The organism is Nonomuraea angiospora, from assembly GCF_014873145.1.
Lineage (GTDB): Bacteria > Actinomycetota > Actinomycetes > Streptosporangiales > Streptosporangiaceae > Nonomuraea > Nonomuraea angiospora.
Genome location: NZ_JADBEK010000001.1, coordinates 4,730,470 through 4,746,850, shown reverse-complemented (window position 1 = coordinate 4,746,850; position 16,381 = coordinate 4,730,470). Strand labels below are relative to the sequence as shown.

General features: G+C 70.7%; 11 protein-coding genes. 6 read left to right on the top strand and 5 right to left on the bottom strand.

Features of this window, described 5'->3' with window-relative positions; all coding sequences use genetic code 11:
- Nucleotides 1-218 precede the first annotated feature (218 nt).
- Nucleotides 219-959: a GNAT family N-acetyltransferase gene (locus H4W80_RS63695; protein WP_192786722.1), complete on the top strand. Its 741-nt coding sequence runs from the start codon at nt 219-221 to the stop codon at nt 957-959.
- Between the two features lie 541 nt (nt 960-1,500).
- Here H4W80_RS63695 and H4W80_RS21405 read toward each other — a convergent pair.
- Entirely contained in the window at nt 1,501-1,731 is a 231-nt protein-coding gene (locus H4W80_RS21405; protein WP_192786721.1) for a DUF7455 domain-containing protein, read from the bottom strand.
- 247 nt (nt 1,732-1,978) lie between these two features.
- Here H4W80_RS21405 and H4W80_RS21400 point away from each other — a divergent pair, with 247 nt between their 5' ends.
- Nucleotides 1,979-4,045, top strand: coding sequence for a DNA gyrase/topoisomerase IV subunit B (locus H4W80_RS21400; RefSeq protein WP_192786720.1), 2,067 nt, complete (start codon nt 1,979-1,981; stop codon nt 4,043-4,045).
- A 948-nt stretch (nt 4,046-4,993) separates the two neighbouring features.
- Here the strand turns inward: H4W80_RS21400 and H4W80_RS21395 are convergent.
- Nucleotides 4,994-5,488, bottom strand: coding sequence for a beta-class carbonic anhydrase (locus tag H4W80_RS21395; RefSeq protein WP_192786719.1), 495 nt, complete (start codon nt 5,486-5,488; stop codon nt 4,994-4,996).
- A gap of 139 nt (nt 5,489-5,627) precedes the next feature.
- On the opposite strand from H4W80_RS21395, the gene H4W80_RS21390 reads away from it, so the two are divergent.
- On the top strand, nt 5,628-5,945 hold the full coding sequence (locus tag H4W80_RS21390; protein ID WP_192786718.1) for a hypothetical protein: 318 nt from the start codon (nt 5,628-5,630) through the stop codon (nt 5,943-5,945).
- Between the two features lie 556 nt (nt 5,946-6,501).
- Here H4W80_RS21390 and H4W80_RS21385 read toward each other — a convergent pair.
- Complete coding sequence (locus H4W80_RS21385; protein WP_192786717.1) at nt 6,502-7,065, bottom strand: thioredoxin family protein; 564 nt, start codon at nt 7,063-7,065, stop codon at nt 6,502-6,504.
- Nucleotides 7,066-7,121: 56 nt separating this feature from the next.
- On the opposite strand from H4W80_RS21385, the gene H4W80_RS21380 reads away from it, so the two are divergent.
- Nucleotides 7,122-7,493 (top strand): VOC family protein, encoded by a 372-nt coding sequence (locus H4W80_RS21380; protein ID WP_192786716.1) that lies wholly within the window; start codon nt 7,122-7,124, stop codon nt 7,491-7,493.
- 85 nt (nt 7,494-7,578) lie between these two features.
- On the opposite strand, the gene H4W80_RS21375 is transcribed toward H4W80_RS21380, so the two are convergent.
- Nucleotides 7,579-10,626 (bottom strand): glycoside hydrolase family 3 N-terminal domain-containing protein, encoded by a 3,048-nt coding sequence (locus H4W80_RS21375; RefSeq protein ID WP_318786980.1) that lies wholly within the window; start codon nt 10,624-10,626, stop codon nt 7,579-7,581.
- Between the two features lie 112 nt (nt 10,627-10,738).
- A complete protein-coding gene (locus H4W80_RS21370) occupies nt 10,739-13,240 on the bottom strand; it encodes a DNA gyrase/topoisomerase IV subunit A (protein WP_192786715.1) in 2,502 nt (833 codons plus the stop codon).
- Nucleotides 13,241-13,396: 156 nt separating this feature from the next.
- On the opposite strand from H4W80_RS21370, the gene H4W80_RS21365 reads away from it, so the two are divergent.
- Together H4W80_RS21365 and H4W80_RS21360 are read left to right on the top strand one after the other, a co-directional pair.
- Nucleotides 13,397-14,218, top strand: a complete 822-nt coding sequence (locus H4W80_RS21365; protein WP_192786714.1) for a TauD/TfdA dioxygenase family protein — start codon at nt 13,397-13,399, stop codon at nt 14,216-14,218.
- 54 nt (nt 14,219-14,272) lie between these two features.
- Complete coding sequence (locus tag H4W80_RS21360) at nt 14,273-16,378, top strand: RecQ family ATP-dependent DNA helicase (RefSeq protein WP_225963583.1); 2,106 nt, start codon at nt 14,273-14,275, stop codon at nt 16,376-16,378.
- Nucleotides 16,379-16,381: the final 3 nt, after the last annotated feature.

The window sequence follows — 16,381 nt, the reverse complement described above, 5'->3', positions numbered from 1 at the left end:
GACGCTCACCGGGTGGGCGTGGCCGGCCGCCGCAACGGCGCCCGCTGGGCCACGTTCTTCGCTGAATCGTCGGCCTCGGGCGCAAGCTCCGGGGCGTGGCGGCGAGCCCTGCTCTGGCGTCGGCCCGGCCCGCCCCGGAGGCAGGCTGTTGAAGCGTTTCAACCGGCGCCCGGCATGCAGGAGGGTGGGCGTATTTGGAGGTCGGCTAGGCTGCGCGGGTGAATTTCGACCTCCTTGTCCATGAGGCCTGGCCCGCCTACGAGCAGCGCATTCATGACGGATGGGTGCTTCGTTACGCCGGTGGCGTGACCAAGCGGGCCAACTCGGTGCTCCCTCTGGACGAGCCCACCGACCTGGACGGGGCGATCGAGGCGGCGGAGGCCTTTTACAGGGAGCGCGGGCAGCGTTGCGTCTTCTCGCTGGGGCCGAACGCCACGCCCGGGCTGGACGAGGAGTTGGAGCGGAGACGCTATGAGCTGGTCGATCCGACCGTCATCATGGCCGGCTCGCCCGACGGCCCTCCGCCCCTTCACCCGGTGAGGATCGAGGACCGGCCGTGGCAGGGCTGGCTGGAGACGTGGTGGGCCGTGGACGGTCGTTACGGCACCGGGTTCGAGGACGCGGAGCGCATCTGCACCGGGGTGCCCGCCTGGTATGCGGCGTTCGAGGAGGACGGCGTGGCGCTGGCCGTCGGCCGGGCCGTGCCCCAGACCGGCACGTACGGTGCGTCTCGGGATGAGGTGTCCTCGCAGAGTGACACGCTTGGGATCTACTGCATGGCCACCCTGCCCCAGGCCCGCCGCCGAGGGCTGGCTCGCGCGGTCATCCGGGCGCTCGTGGGGCATGCGGATGCGAAATCCGCCTACTTGGTCACGACAGCCTCGAATGTGGCCGCACAGGCTCTCTATCGTGGTGAGGGATTCGAGATCGTGGACCGGTACCACTATCGGGTCCGCTGACCGCGTCCCTGTCGCTTCGGGCACGCCGCTGCTTCGGGCGCGCCGCTGGTTTGGGCACGCCACTGCTTTGGGCACGGCCGCTTCGTCATCGGTCCCGGTGGCCTTGCGGCTCTGGCGTCCTGCGATGCCGCGCACTCGAACGCCTGTGAGCGCACGAGGATGGATGGCAGCGCGCACGGCGAGATGCCTGCGCGCACAGCCGATGGCGGCGTCTGCGCTCAAGGAAATGGTCGCTGCTACGCGCACAGCTGCGCGTCTGTCCGCGAAGCCGCGTGTCTCCCGTGAAGTCGCGTGTCGTCCGTGAAGTCGCGCATCTGTCGCGTAGTGGCGTGTCCACCTGCGAAGCCGCGTATCTGTCGCTTCGCCGCGTGTTTGCGTGTGCACCATCCGTTCCGCCTGCATACCGCCGTTCTCCGTGCATAACGGCGTGTCCTTGGGCATACCCGAGTGGCTGAACGCAGAACGGCGGCCCCGGGCGGTGCCGGGGTCGCCGTTCTGCGTTATCGCTATATGTGGTTATCTCAGCACGACAGGCGCTGCGTCAGCGCTCGTCGTTGGGGGCAATTGAAGAGGTTTCGCTGAGTCGAGCCGACTCGTCCAGGATGTCGGCACCCTTTTCGCGCAGCGCTGCGATGTGCTGACGCCCGTGGTGGGCGCAGAACAGCAACTCCCCACCCACAGGCAGGGTCGCGCGAATGTAGGCCTGGGCGCCGCAGCGGTCGCAGCGGTCGAGGGCCGTCAGCGGCTTAACGGGGGCGAGAGCTCCAGTCACGTATCGCCTTTCGGGTCACCCCCGCCGAAGCGAGGATCTGGCGTCAGTCACTTGGAACAACATCTAACCGGACGTGGACGTTCCCAACCGCCCCCTCTCTACGCCCAGAGCGGAATGTGTCCCAAAGTAATGACGATCAGCCGGTTGGTAACGGCAAACGTGCCGGCGTGGCAAGCTTGTACGCGCGCGTGCGGGAAGAACGGTAAGCTGCGCACACGTGTTCGATGCCTAGACCAGGGGAGCTGGAGTGACGCTAGTGGAGGCGGGTTACACGGCTCGTCACCTGTCGGTGCTTGAGGGCCTGGAAGCAGTTCGCAAGCGCCCTGGCATGTACATCGGGTCCACCGACAGCCGCGGGCTGATGCACTGCCTCTGGGAGATCGTGGACAACGGCGTCGACGAGGCTCTGGCGGGTCATTGTGACCGCATCGAGGTCGAGCTCTACGCCGACGGTTCCATCGAGGTGCGCGACAACGGCCGCGGCATCCCCGTCGACATCGAGCCCAAGTCCGGTCTGGCCGGGGTCGAGCTCGTTTACACCAAGCTGCACGCGGGCGGAAAGTTCGGCGGCGGCTCCTACGGCGCGTCCGGCGGTCTGCACGGTGTCGGCGCCTCCGTGGTCAACGCGCTGTCCTCGCGAGTGGACGTCGAGGTCGACCGCGACGGCAAGGTCCACGAGATCAGCTTCCGCCGTGGCGTCCCTGGGATCTTCGACGGCCCCGGGCCCACCGCGAAGTTCAAGAAGAAGTCCGGCCTGCGCATCGGCGACAAGCTCCCCCAGAACCTCGCCGGCACCCGCGTGCGCTTCTGGGCCGACAAGCAGATCTTCCTGCCCGACGCCGAGGTCTCGCTCGACGAGATCCACGTGCGCCTGCGGCAGACCGCGTTCCTGGTGCCCGGCCTGACCCTGGCCGTCTATGACAGCAGGCAGGAGGAGCGCACCGAGGAGGAGTTCCGCTTCGACGGCGGCATCTCCGAGTTCACCGAGTTCCTGGCCCGCGACGAGGCCGTGTGCGAGGTGCTGCGGCTGCAGGGCCTGGGCCACTTCCACGAGACCGTGCCGGTCCTCGACGACCAGGGCCACATGACGCCCACCGAGGTGCAGCGCGAGCTCACCGTCGACGTGGCGATCCGCTGGGGCAAGGGCTACGAGTCGACCGTCCGCTCGTTCGTCAACGTGATCTCCACCCCCAAGGGCGGCACCCACGTGACCGGGTTCGAGCGCGGCCTGGTGCGCACGATCAACGAGTTGCTGCGCGAGACGCGCCTGCTCAAGAACGGCGACGACCCCGTCACCAAGGATGACATCTCCGAGGGCCTGACCGGCGTGGTCACGGTCCGGGTGCCGGAGCCGCAGTTCGAGGGCCAGACCAAGGAGGTGCTCGGCACCTCGGCGGCCACCCGCATCGTCTCCCACGTGGTCTCCCGTGAGCTGAGGGAGCTGTTCACCAACCCGCCGCGCGGCTTCAAGCAGCCGCTGCGCGCCGTGCTCGAGAAGATCGTCGCCGCCGCCAAGGCCCGCATCGCGGCCCGCGAGCACCGCGACAACCAGCGGCGCAAGAGCGCCCTGGAAAACTCGGCGCTCCCGGCGAAGCTGGTCGACTGCCGCAGCGACGGCATCGACCGCAGCGAGCTGTTCATCGTCGAGGGCGACTCGGCGCTCGGCACGGCGAAGCTGGCCCGCGACTCGGAGTTCCAGGCGCTGCTGCCGATCCGGGGCAAGATCCTCAACGTCCAGAAGGCGTCCGTGAGCGACATGCTCAAGAACGCCGAGTGCGCCGCCATCATCCAGGTCGTCGGGGCCGGGTCCGGGCGCTCGTTCGACATCGAGGCCGCCCGCTACGGCAAGGTCATCCTCATGGCCGACGCCGACGTGGACGGCGCCCACATCCGCTGCCTGCTGCTGACCCTCTTCCACCGCTACATGCGGCCGATGGTCGAGGCGGGGCGCGTGTTCGCCGCAGTGCCGCCGCTGCACCGCATCGAGCTGACCAACCCTGGGCGGGGCAAGGACAAGTACATCTACTGCTACTCGGACGCCGAGCTGCAGAAGGTGCTGCGCGATCTCGAACGCCGGGGCAAGCGGTGGAAGGACCCCGTGCAGCGGTACAAGGGTCTGGGCGAGATGGACGCCGACCAGCTGGCCGAGACGACCATGGACCCCCGCCACCGCATCCTGCGCCGGGTCCGCATCGAGGACGTCGAAGAGGCCGAGGCCATCTTCAACCTGCTCATGGGGAGCGAGGTCGCGCCTCGCCGGGAGTTCATCGTCAACAGCGCCGCCGAGGTCGACCGCGACCACATCGACGCGTAGCCGTCCTGCCGTCCGGTGGGACGCGTAGCCGTTCTGCCGTGGGGTGAGGTTGGGTACGCGGCCGGCGCCTGGGAGCCTGCCCCAGGCGCCCAGGCGAGACTGTCCAAGGCCCCCACGGAGACGCTCAGAGCGGCTGGTGAGGTCGCTGGGAACGGTCGGGGGCGCTCCCGAGGCATGCAGGAGCGGCTCTGAGGTGCCATTCAGGGCCGTTTGGCGATCTCCTGGGGTGGCGCGCCGGGTCGCTGCTCAGCGTGGCCTCTTGAGGCTCTGACGCGCGGAGCGGGGCTCCAGATCCCTGCGCGTGCCCCGCGCGCTCCTCAGCGACGGTCCTCAGGTGCTTTGGGTGCGGGCTGGTCGGGCTGCCCCAGGAGCTTTGGGCGCGGCTGGTCGGGCTGCCCCAGGAGCTTTGGGCGCGGCTGGTCGTGGTGTCCGTGTCTCAAGGGCTTTGGTGTGCGGGCTGGTCGTGGTGTCTCAAGGGCCTTGGTGAGCGGGCTGATGGCGTCATCTCAAGGGCTTTGGCGCGCGGGTCGCTCGGGTGGTCTGAGGTCTTCGGCGTGGGCTGCTCGGTTGAGTGGGGTGTCCGGGGCTTTGGATGCGTGGGCTGCGCGTCTGTACGCCTCCACGAACTCCGGGCGCGGCAGTTTGGGCAGCCCCGGCCCCCGTCAGCACGTACGAGATCGTGCTGGAGGGAATGACGGCGACTTCGGTCCCTGAGACCACCTTGGTTCCACCGAGCCCGGACAGACGTCGCATCGACGGCGAGCCTGCCCACAACCGCAACCGACGCAGTGCCCCGACGAAGTCGTCCGCGCTCGTGCCGTCGGGGACGGGGGGAGAGCTCAGATCGCCCAAAGCACGTCCTCTCGTACGCGCTCAGGGCGGGTCCGGGGCGCCCGGTCATGTTGTACGGCCGCACAACCGGGCACCACTCAGGTCAGGTGAATTCTTTCAGAACGCGGCAGGCGTCAGCCGGCCCGTGCGGACGTCGTAGATGGCTCCCGCGATCGGCATGCCCTCCGGCAGGAACGGGCTGGTCCTGATGCGGGTGAGGTCGTGGCGGAGCGCCTCGCTCTGGTCGGGGACCGTGTGGAACTCCAGGCTGCGGGTGTCCACCCCGCGTTCCTGGGTGAGGGCGTGAACGTCCGGGTCGGTGACCTTCGCCATGCCGCAGTCCGTGTGGGGCATGACGAGCACGCGTTCCACGCCGAGCAGGTAGACGGCCAGCACCAGGGTGCGCAGGACGTCGTCCGTCACCCGGGCGCCCGCGTTGCGCAGGATCTTGGCGTCGCCGGGCTTCAGGCCCAGCAGGCCGAGCGGGTCGATGCGGGAGTCCATGCAGGTCACGACGGCCAGGCCACGGCCGGCGCGGCCGGTGAGGCCGGAGTCTCCGAACTTCTTGGCAAATCTCGCGTTGGCGTCATACAGGTCGTCGAACGCACTCATGCAACAAATGATGCACTGCGGCCCAAAGTCAGTGATGGACGGGGTGGCGACTGGCTGAAGTTGGCAAACGTCCCACGAAAAACCGTCACCTTGCGTGATGATGTCGTAGCCGTATGTACGTGATCGAAGAAGGTTAGTCGTGAGTAGGACCGAATCGCTCGCCGCGTATCTCCGTGCCCAAGCCCGGCGCCGCCTCGACCGCGTGGAGTCCAAGGACGGCGGTCGCAACGCCAGGCTGGCCCTGGCTCTCCTCGACACCGCCGCCTACGCGGCCAGCCTGCCCGAGGACGACCCGCTGATCCTCATGCTGGACCAGGCGGGCTGCTACGGGCCCCTGGGGTGCGAAAGCTTCGACCCCGGTGAGGGGGGCAACCAGCTCATCCGCCATTGGGACGGCGGCGAGCCGCACGAACTGCTGCTGGCTCTCCCGCCCGCCGTCAGCGCCGCCGACGCCTGAGCGGCCGGGACGCCCACTCGCCCGGGGGGCTCAGCCACATGGGGGCCGCCGGGTACGAGCGCGTCGAACCCGGCGAGCTTGCCCGGCTTGGCGAGCCCGGCGAAGATGCGTGCCACCCTCCCGTGGCTGCGGCGCATCGGCGTCCTCGCACACCTCCCTGGCCGCCACCCCCGCGTCGTCGGTGCGGTGCGACCAGGTGACTGCCGAGGGGCGGTGCGGCATCCTGACCGGCTTGCCGAGGGCGGGGCGGCGCCTCGACTGGCTTGCCGAGGGCCAGTGGGGCGCCCCGCGACCGGATTGCTGGGGCAGTGAGGCGCCGAATGGCTTGCCGAGGGCGGGGGCAGCACCCCGACGGGCTTGGCGGGGGCCAGTGGGGCGTCCTGCGACCGGATTGCTGGGGCAGTGAGGCGCCTCGAATGGCTTGCCGGGGGCAGTGAGGCGCCCCGCGACTGGCTTGCCGAAGTCGATCGGCAGTCGCCGCCTCCTGGTGCTGTTCGGCTGGGCGCTGCCCATGTCCTGGTCGACGCGGGCCACGATCAGCAGGGCGAAACCCGGATCACGCGGGCGCGTTGCCCGGCTTCCACTTGATGCCGCAGCCCAGCGACGGGTTCTGCTCCCCGGGCACCGGCTCGCCCTCGAGCACGGCGTCGATGGCCGCGCGCAGCGACTCGCCGGTCACCGGCACCGAGTTGCCCGGCCTCGCGCCGTCGAACTCGCCCCGGTAGACGAGCTGCAGGTGCGCGTCGTACAGGAAGAAGTCCGGGGTGCAGGCCGCCCGGTAGGCCTTGGCGACCTCCTGGGTGTCGTCCAGCAGGTACGGGAACGCGAACCCGGCCCGCGCCGCCTGCTCCGCCAGGTGTGTCGGATCATCGTCCGGGTAGTTCACGCTGTCGTTGCTGCAGATCGCGACGATCGAGAGCCTGGCGCCGTAGTCGGCGGCCAAGGCGCCGAGGCCCTTCTCGATGTGGCGCACATACGGGCAGTGGTTGGAAAGGAAGACCACCAGAGTGGCGGGCGAGCCTTTGAGATCCCCGAGTGAGACGCTGCCGCCGTCGATGGCGGTCAGGTCGAAGGCGGGTGCTGGGGTGCCGAGCGGCACCATGTACGAGTTGGCAGCCATGGCATCCATTCTTGTCTGCGGATGTGCCCGCAAAACGAATATGAGAGGTGATTCGAGTGAGTGGTATCGCGGAGTTCCGCACGGTCGTGCTCGACTGTCCCGACCCCCGGGGGCTGGCCGAGTTCTACTCCCGGCTGCTGGGATGGCCCGTCACCTACGCGGATGACGAGTGGGCGGTGGTGAGCGACGGCGGGGCTCCCAAGCGGCTGGGGTTCCAGCGCGTCTCCGACTTCCGGCCGCCCACCTGGCCGGATCCGGAGCGCCCCCAGCAGCTTCACCTCGACCTGACGGTGGCCGACATGGACGAGGCGGAGAAGCAGGTGATCGAGATCGGCGCGACCAAGCACGAGCACCAGCCGAGCGAGGACGACAGCTTCCGGGTGTTCCTGGATCCGGTCGGGCATCCGTTCTGCCTGTGCCGCGCCTGACGTGAAGGGCCGTCCCTGCCCCGGCGGGGACGGCCCCTCATGACCTCAACGGGCCGCCTGGGCAGGCTGGCGGTCCCTCATGACCTCAACGGGCGGCCTGGGCCAGCAGGTCCACCGCCTTCCTCAGGTTGCCCGCCGCCAGCTCGTGGTCGGCCGCCGCCTGCAGGTCGGGCCGCCTGCCCGCGCTCTGCGCGACATCCCTGGCCACCGACACCACGGCGTCGTCCACCGTGTACGCGTCCGTCTTCGACCGTTCGAGCAGCGACGCGGCCGTGCCCAGGGCGCCCAGGACGGCCCGCGCGTCACGTACGGACCCGTCGGCGTTCCAAGCGCGCGCGGGCAGCGCGAGGACCAGCGACGCGGCCTTGGAGAAGCCGTCACCGGAGGCGAGCCGGTCGCGCGCCGCCTTGAGCCGGTCCCGGGCCCGGTCGGTACGCAGCCCCCACCCGTAAGGCCAGAGCGGGTCATAAGCCGCGTCGCCCACGTTGATCGGCACCTGAGCCACCGAGCGGAACCAGGTGAACGGCAGCCGCCCCGTGTACGGCGCGGCCCCGAACAGCGGGTCGGCCACCCCCGCGCCCTCGGTGCCCGGCAGCCAGGAGGCCACCACGGCCTCGACGCCCGACAGGTCGCCGAGCTGCAGCGGACGCCCGGAGACGACCAGGACCGCGCACTTCATCGCCCCGCACACCTTGTCGATCGCGGCCCGGTCGGCGGCCGACAGGTCCAGCGTGCGCCCGGCGCGGCCCACGTCGCCCTGCCCCTCGGCGTACGGGGTCTCGCCCACCACCACGACGCCCACGTCGTGCCCGGCCAGGTCGGCCGAGGCGTCGCGCGAGTACGTCACGGAGGACGCCCGGGAGCGGATGGCCGACAGGACCGTGGTGCCAGGGGTGATCGGCCCGGACGAGCCCTGCCAGGTGATCGTCCAGCCGCCGGTCTGGTTGCCGATGTCGTCGGCGTTCGAGCCGGCCACGTAGATCCTGGCGTCGCGGCGCAGGGGGAGCAGGCCGCCGTCGTTCTTCAGCAGCACCTGCGACCTGGCCGCCGCCGTGCGCGCGACCGCCCGGTGCGCCGCCGAGCCGACGTCGTCGATCCCGGACCGGTCGGCGTACGGGTGCTCGAACAGCCCCAGCCGGAACTTCTGGGTCAGGATCCTGGCGACCGCGTCGTCCACCCGGCCGAGCGGCACCCGCCCGGCCTCGACCTCGGCCTTCAGCGTGCTCTCGAAGGCCGGGTAGGCGTACGGCACCATGATCATGTCGAGCCCGGCGTTGACGGAGGCGCGCACGTCGCTCGGGTAGTCGCCGGGGATCTGGTCGATGGCCTGCCAGTCGCTGATCACGAACCCCTTGAACCCCAGCCGGCCCTTGAGCACGTCCGTGATCAGCTCCTTGTGGGCGTGCATCTTGAGCGGGCCGTCGCCGAAGTCGACGCTGGAGAACGACGGCATGACGGTGGCCACGCCGCGCTTGACCGCCTCCACGAACGGCGCCAGGTGGACCGCCTCCAGCTCCTGGCGGCCGACCTTGGTGACGCCCTGGTCGATCGTGTAGTCGCCGCTGGTCGAGGAGCCGTACCCGGTGCCGCCGTCGCCGACGTAGTGCTTGGCCGTGGCCAGCACCCCGTGGTCCTGCAGGCCGTCGATGACCGTGGCCATCCGCGAGACCAGCGCCGGGTCCTCCCCGAACGACTCATAGGCCCGCCCCCACCGGTCGTCGCGCGACACGCACAGGCACGGCGCGAAGTCCCAGGGGATGCCGGTGGCCTTGACCTCGCGGGCGGTGATCTCGCCCGCCCGCTCGACCAGGCCGGGGTCGCGGGTGGCGCCCAGACCCACGTTGTGGGGGAAGATCGTGGCGCCGACCACGTTGTTGTGGCCGTGCACGGCGTCCACGCCGTAGATCAGCGGCACCTGGAGCCGGGTCCGCTGCGCCTGGAGCTGGAACGCGTCGATCATGTCGGCCCAGGCCCGCGGCGTGTTGGACGAGGGGGTGGAGCCGCCGCCCGACAGCAGGGAGCCGAGCACGTACGTGGCGATGTCGCTCTGCTTGCCCAGCGCGCCGCGCTCGGCCTGCGTCATCTGCCCGATCTTCTCCTCCAGCGTCATCCGCTTGAGCAGGTCGGCGACGCGTTCGCTAACCGGTTTGCGGGGGTTCAGGTAGGGGAGGCCGTGCGCGTTGATCACGACCACCGGGGCCTCGGCCGGGGGCCTGGTGCCCGTGCCGGACAGCTCGATCGGGATGGTCTCGGCGACCTCGTCCTGGCCGTCCTTCAGCGTCTTGACCGTGAACGCCTTGGCGGCCCCGGACACCGTGCCCGCGGGGAACGTCAGCGTGCCTTCGGCGGGCGTGTAGTCGGCGCCGGGGGTGGCGGTGCCCGTACCGGTCCGGTAGGTCACGGCCAGGCCGGCGGGCAGGGGGCGGCCGTCGGCGGTGGTGACGGTGACGCTGACCTTGGCCTCGCCCTTCTCGTTCACCGGGTAGACGGGCCGGTCGGTGGACAGCCTGACCGGGCGCGGGGGAGCGGTCCCGTAGAGCTCGACCTGGTCCCACTCCAGCGTGCCCTGGGAGGAGGCCGGGAGCCGCATCGAGTAGCCCCACATGGCGACCAGGTCCAGCTCGCCGTCGGACGGCGCGCCGCCGGGCTGGTAGTCGGCGCGCCTGGTGAAGCTCCCGAACGGCACCTTCACCTGCCGCCAGCCCGCCGTGTCGTCGGTGAACGACGACTCGAACAGCTCGGCCGCGCCCGCCCCGCCGCCGCCGTCCTTGATCTCGAAGAAGATCTTCTGGCCCGAGGCGGCGCCGTTCACCCAGAAGGAGAAGCCCTCGTACGGGGACCAGTCCTGGGGGGCGGCCAGGTCGTGTGACCAGCCGCCCCACTGGCTCACGTTGTAGACCGACTTGAGCACCCGGTTGGTCGCCGGGGCTCCGGGCCTGCCGGGGCCGGGCTCGATGGTGAGCGCGGGGGTCGAGGCCGCGTCGTTGCCCCAGGCGTACACGCCCGAGGGAACGCTGTCCGACTCGAAATCGGTGATCGTGAGGGGGCCGGCGGCCGCGGCCGCCCGTGGGGCGACGATCAGGGCGGCGACCAGGGACAGAGCCACCCATAACGGGCGTCTGGATCGGAACACGGTACCTCCAGTAGGAGAGAGAGCGCTCTCCCAGATGAGATCGGTGCCGATCGGTGATTCATAACAGCCGCTGCCGGGCGCCCGCGGGCACCCGGCAGCGGCAAAGGGACGTCTATTCGGCCGGGGCCGCCGGGGCAGGCCCGGACGGCAGGTCCTCGGGCCCGGAGGCGAGGGCGCCGCCGATCGCGCCGATGGTGTTGGTCAGCCGCACGCCCGAGCCGTCGCGGCGGCCGATCTCCTCGGGCAGCGGCACGGGCTTGCCCACCGCCGAGACCGCCTTGGCCGGAGCCGGGCCGGCCCAGGCCAGCAGCAGCTCGTCCTCGCCCTTCAGGAACCGCTGCGCCCGGACCCCGCCCGTGGCCCGCCCCTTGGGCGGGAACTCGGCGTAGTCGGAGACCTTGCCGCCGCCCACCTGCGTGCCGGGCAGCGCCGTCGAGGAGCCCGCGATCGTGACCACGTGCGCGGGACGCTCGGGATCCACCACTCCGAACCAGATCACCCGCGCCCCGCCGTCGAGCCGGATGCCCGCCACGCCGCCCGCCGGGCGGCCCTGCGGGCGCACCTGCGCGGCCTGGTAGCGCAGGAGCTGGGCGTCGGAGGAGATGAACACCAGGTCGTGCGACTCCGAGACCAGCTCGACCGCGCCCACCACGGTGTCGCCGTCCTTCAACGTGATCACTTCGAAGTCGTCGCGGTTGGCCGGATAGTCGGGCACGACCCGCTTGACCACGCCCTGAGCCGTGCCCAGGGCCAGGCCGGGGCCGTCGGGGTCGAGGGAGCCCAGGCCGACGACCTTCTCGTCGGGCTGCAGCGAGACGTATTCGGAGACCGGGTGCCCGCCCGACAGGGACGGCGGGTTGGCCGTGGTCGGCAGGGTCGGCAGGTCGACGACCTGGATCCGGATGAGCCGGCCCAGCGACGTCACCACGCCCACCTCGCCGCGTACGGACGTCCTGACGACCGACACCAGCACGTCGTGTGCCGAGCGTTCGCCCTCGCCCGACAGCGGCGTGGCGTCGGAGGTGCGGGCCAGCAGGCCGGTCGAGGACAGCAGCGCCAGGCACGGGTCGTCGGCCACCTGCAGGTCCACGACCGCGGCCGGGGTGCGGGCGACGCCCGGCGACTCCAGCAGGACCGTGCGGCGCGGCATGCCGTACTTCTTGGCCACGTCGGCGAGCTCGCCCGAGACCACCTGGCGCAGCTTGGTGTCGGAGGAGAGGATCTCGGTCAGCTTGGCGATCTCGTCGCTCAGCGTCTCCTTCTCCCGCTCCAGCTCCAGCTTGTCGAACCTGGTGAGCCGGCGCAGCGGCGTGTCCAGGATGTAGGAGGCCTGGATCTCGGTCAGGTCGAACACGTCCATCAGCCGCGTGCGGGCCTCGGCCGAGTCGTCCGAGGAGCGGATGACCTGGATGACCTCGTCGATGTTGAGCAGGGCGATGATGAGGCCGTCGACCAGGTGGAGGCGCTCCTCGCGCTTGCGCCGCCGGTATTCCGACCTGCGGCGCACGACCTCGAGCCGGTGGTCGACGTAGACCTGGAGCATCTCGCGCAGGCCGAGCGTGCGCGGCTCGCCGTCGACGAGGGCGACGTTGTTGATGCCGAACGTCTCCTCCATCGGCGTCAGCCGGTAGAGCTCCTCCAGGACGGCCTCGGGGATGAAGCCGTTCTTGATCTCGATGACCAGCCGGAGGCCCTTGTGGCGGTCGGTGAGGTCCTTGAGGTCGGCGATGCCCTGGAGCTTCTTGGCGTTCACCAGCTCCTTGATCTTGGTGACGACGCGCTCGGGGCCGACGTTGTAGGGGAGCTCGGTGACGACGATGCCCTTGCGGCGGGGCGTGATCTGCTCGACCGCGCACTTGGCCCGCATGCGGAACGTGCCGCGCCCCGTCTCGTACGCGTCGCGCACGCCCTGCAGCCCGATGATCGAGCCGCCCGTCGGCAGGTCGGGACCCGGCACGAACGTCATCAGCTCGTCCAGCGTCGCGTCCGGCTTCTTGATCAGGTGGCGGGCGGCGGCCACGACCTCGTTGAGGTTGTGCGGCGCCATGTTGGTGGCCATGCCGACCGCGATGCCGCTGGTGCCGTTGACCAGCAGGTTGGGGAACGCCGACGGCATGACGACCGGCTCGGTCTCCTGGCCGTCGTAGTTGGGCTTGAAGTCGACGGTGTCCTCGTCGAGGGCGTCGACCATGAGCATCGCCGCCGGGGCCAGCCTGGCCTCGGTGTATCGCATGGCGGCGGGCAGGTCGTCGGGGGAGCCGAAGTTGCCGTGGCCGTCGACCAGCGGCAGGCGCATGGAGAACGGCTGCGCCAGGCGCACCAGGGCGTCGTAGATGGCGCTGTCGCCGTGCGGGTGCAGCTTGCCCATGACGTCGCCGACGACGCGCGACGACTTGACGTGGCCGCGATCCGGGCGCAGGCCCATCTCGCTCATCGAGTAGAGGATGCGACGCTGCACGGGCTTGAGGCCGTCGCGCGCGTCGGGCAGGGCACGCTGGTAGATCACCGAGTAGGCGTACTCGAGATAGCTGGTGCGCATCTCGGAGGTGACGTCGATGTCGACGATCCGCTCCTCGAAGTCCTCGGGCGGGGGTGCAGTCGTGCGTCGGGCCATGTCGAACATTGTGCCGAAGGTATTCGGGTGCCCGCGACTCGTTGGCGTCACAAGTCGCCCGGCGTGTACGGAAGGCTCTCCCGGACGACCCTTGACCAAGCAATTGCTTGGGTCGTACGTTCGGGCCGAGGGTTCCCACCTGTATCCGGAGGCGTCATGATCGAGTTCCATCCCGTGACCATGCACATCGGCGCCGAGGTCACCGGGGTCGATCTGCGCAAACCCCTGTCGCAGGAAGAGGTCGCCACCCTGCGGGCCGGCTGGCTCAGGCACCTCGTGCTGTTCTTCCGCGACCAGCACATCGACGACGAGCAGCACCTGCAGTTCGCCCTGAACTTCGGCACGCTCAACCACCCCGCCTTCAAGAAGGACTCCGCCAGTCCCATCCACGTCCTCGACCAGACCTCGCCGAAGGGTGAGGGCGGCGACGAGTGGCACAGCGACAACACCTTCGAGCCCACCCCGCCGATGGGCTCCCTGCTCCGCTGCGTCCAGCTGCCCAGCGTGGGCGGGGACACGTGCTGGGCGAACACGTACCTGGCGTACGAGACGCTCTCGCCGTCGCTGCAGCGGCTGTGCGACGAGCTGACCGCCGTGCACGACATCACGATGTCGATGAAGAAGGCGATCGCGAAGGGGCACCCGTTCGACCTGGCCGAGATCCAGGCCAAGTGGCCGCCGGTGGAGCGGCCGGTGGTGCGCGTGCACCCGGAGACCGGCCGCAAGGCCCTCTTCGTCAACCGCGCCTCCACGACCCGCCTGGTGGGGCTGACGGAGCGGGAGAACGAGGCGCTGCTGCCGCTCCTGATCGACCACATCCGGTCGCCGGAGTACCAGCTCAGGCTGCGGTGGCGACCCGGCACGCTGGCGTTCTGGGACAACCGCCCGACCCAGCACTACGCGGTGGCCGACTACACCGAGCGCCGCCGCATGCACCGGGTCACCATCAACGCCTTCCCCGAGCACGCCGACAAGTAGCGGCTTGAGGCCCACTGGCCCATTCCGTCGGAGAAAGCTGGTAACAAGGGGGGCATGAGTGAAGCCCCCGATGTCGCGATGCTGCGTGAAGAGGCCGAGGAGCGGTTGCGGGCCCTGGCCGGCGAGCACGCCGTGCTGCGCGAGGATCAGTGGGCCGCGATCGAGGCGCTGGTGCTGGACCGGCGGCGGGTGCTCGTCGTGCAGCGCACCGGCTGGGGCAAGTCGGCCGTCTACTTCGTGGCCACCGCGCTCCTGCGCGAGCTCGGCGAGGGCCCCACGGTCATCGTCTCGCCGCTGCTGGCGCTCATGCGCAACCAGATCGCCGCCGCCGAGCGGGCCGGCATCAGGGCCGTCACGATCAACTCCGCCAACCCCGAGGCGTGGGAGGAGGTCTACGGCGAGGTCGCCGAGGGCATGGTCGACGTGCTGCTGGTCAGCCCCGAGCGGCTCAACAACCCCGACTTCCGCGACAACGTCCTGCCCGAGCTGGCCGAGAGCGCCGGGCTGGTGGTGGTGGACGAGGCCCACTGCATCTCCGACTGGGGCCACGACTTCCGGCCGGACTACCGCAGGCTGGCCACGCTGTTCGAGGAGCTGCCGCCGGGCATCCCCGTCCTGGCCACCACCGCCACCGCCAACGCCCGCGTCACCCGTGACGTGGCCGAGCAGATGCGCCTGCCGGGCGACGACGGCGACGGCACGATGGTGCTGCGCGGGCCGCTGGAGCGGGAGAGCCTGCATCTGAGCGTCGTGCGCCTGCCCAGCGCCGAGCAGCGGCTGGCCTGGCTGGCGCAGACGCTGCGCGAGCTGCCCGGCTCCGGCATCGTCTACACCCTCACCGTCGCCGCCGCCCACGAGATCGCCGGATACCTGCGCGACCAGGGGTTCGAGGTGGCCGCCTACTCCGGGCAGACCGACCCGGCCGAGCGGCTGGCGGCCGAGGAGGCGCTGCTGACCAACAAGCTCAAGGCGCTGGTGGCGACGAGCGCGCTGGGGATGGGGTTCGACAAGCCGGACCTGGGGTTCGTGGTGCACGTGGGGGCGCCGCAGTCGCCCGTCGCCTACTACCAGCAGGTCGGCCGGGCCGGGCGCGGGGTCGAGCGGGCCGAGGTGATCCTGCTGCCGGGCACCGAGGATCGGGATATCTGGTCATATTTCGCCTCGCTGGCGTTCCCGCCCGAGCCCGTCGTACGGACCACGCTCCAGACCCTCGAAGAGCGCGGCGTCATGTCCACCCCGGCGCTGGAGACGGCGGTCGACCTGAGCCGCAGCCGGCTGGAGATGATGCTCAAGGTGCTCGACGTGGACGGCGCGGTCCGGCGGGTCAAGGGCGGCTGGGAGGCCACCGGCGAGCCGTGGGCCTACGACGTCGAGCGCTACACCCGCATCGCCGCCGAGCGCAGGGCCGAGCAGGAGGCCATGCTGGCCTATCTGACGACGTCCGAGTGCCGGGAGCAGTTCCTGCGCAGGCACCTCGACGACGAGACCGCCACGCCGTGCGGGCGCTGCGACAACTGCACCGGGCGGCACCGCTCGCCGGAGATCGGCGCGCAGGCCGTCGAGGGCGCCCGCCAGCGGCTGAGCAGGCCCGGCGTCGAGATCGAGGCCCGCAGGCAGTGGCCCACCGGGCTGGCCGACCTGTCCGGGCGGATCAAGCCGGAGCTGGGCGCCGAGCCCGGCCGCGCGCTCGGGCGGCTGACCGACATCGGCTGGGGCAACCGGCTGCGGGAGCTCTTCCACGGGGGCGACGGGCCGGTGCCCGACGAGGTGTTCAAGGCCGTGGTGCAGGTGCTGGCGGCCTGGGACTGGCGCGAGCGGCCCGTGGCCGTGGTCAGCGTTCCGTCCGCGACGCGCCCCGCGCTGGTGCGGAGCTTCGCCGAGCGGCTGGCGTCCGTGGGGCGGCTGTCCTACCTCGGCGAGCTGGGCTATCGGGCGGGGGCGCCCGGGCAGCAGTTCAACAGCGCGAAGCGGGTGCAGGCGATCCGGGGGACGCTCGCCATGCCCAAGGAACTCGGCGCCGCGATCGCGCAGTGCGGCGGGCCGGTGCTGCTGGTGGACGACCGCGTCGACACCGGGTGGACCATGACGCTGGGGGCGGCTCTGATCCGGCACGCGGGCGCTCCTGCGGTGCTCCCGCTCGCCCTGGCGGTCACCTCGTGAGGC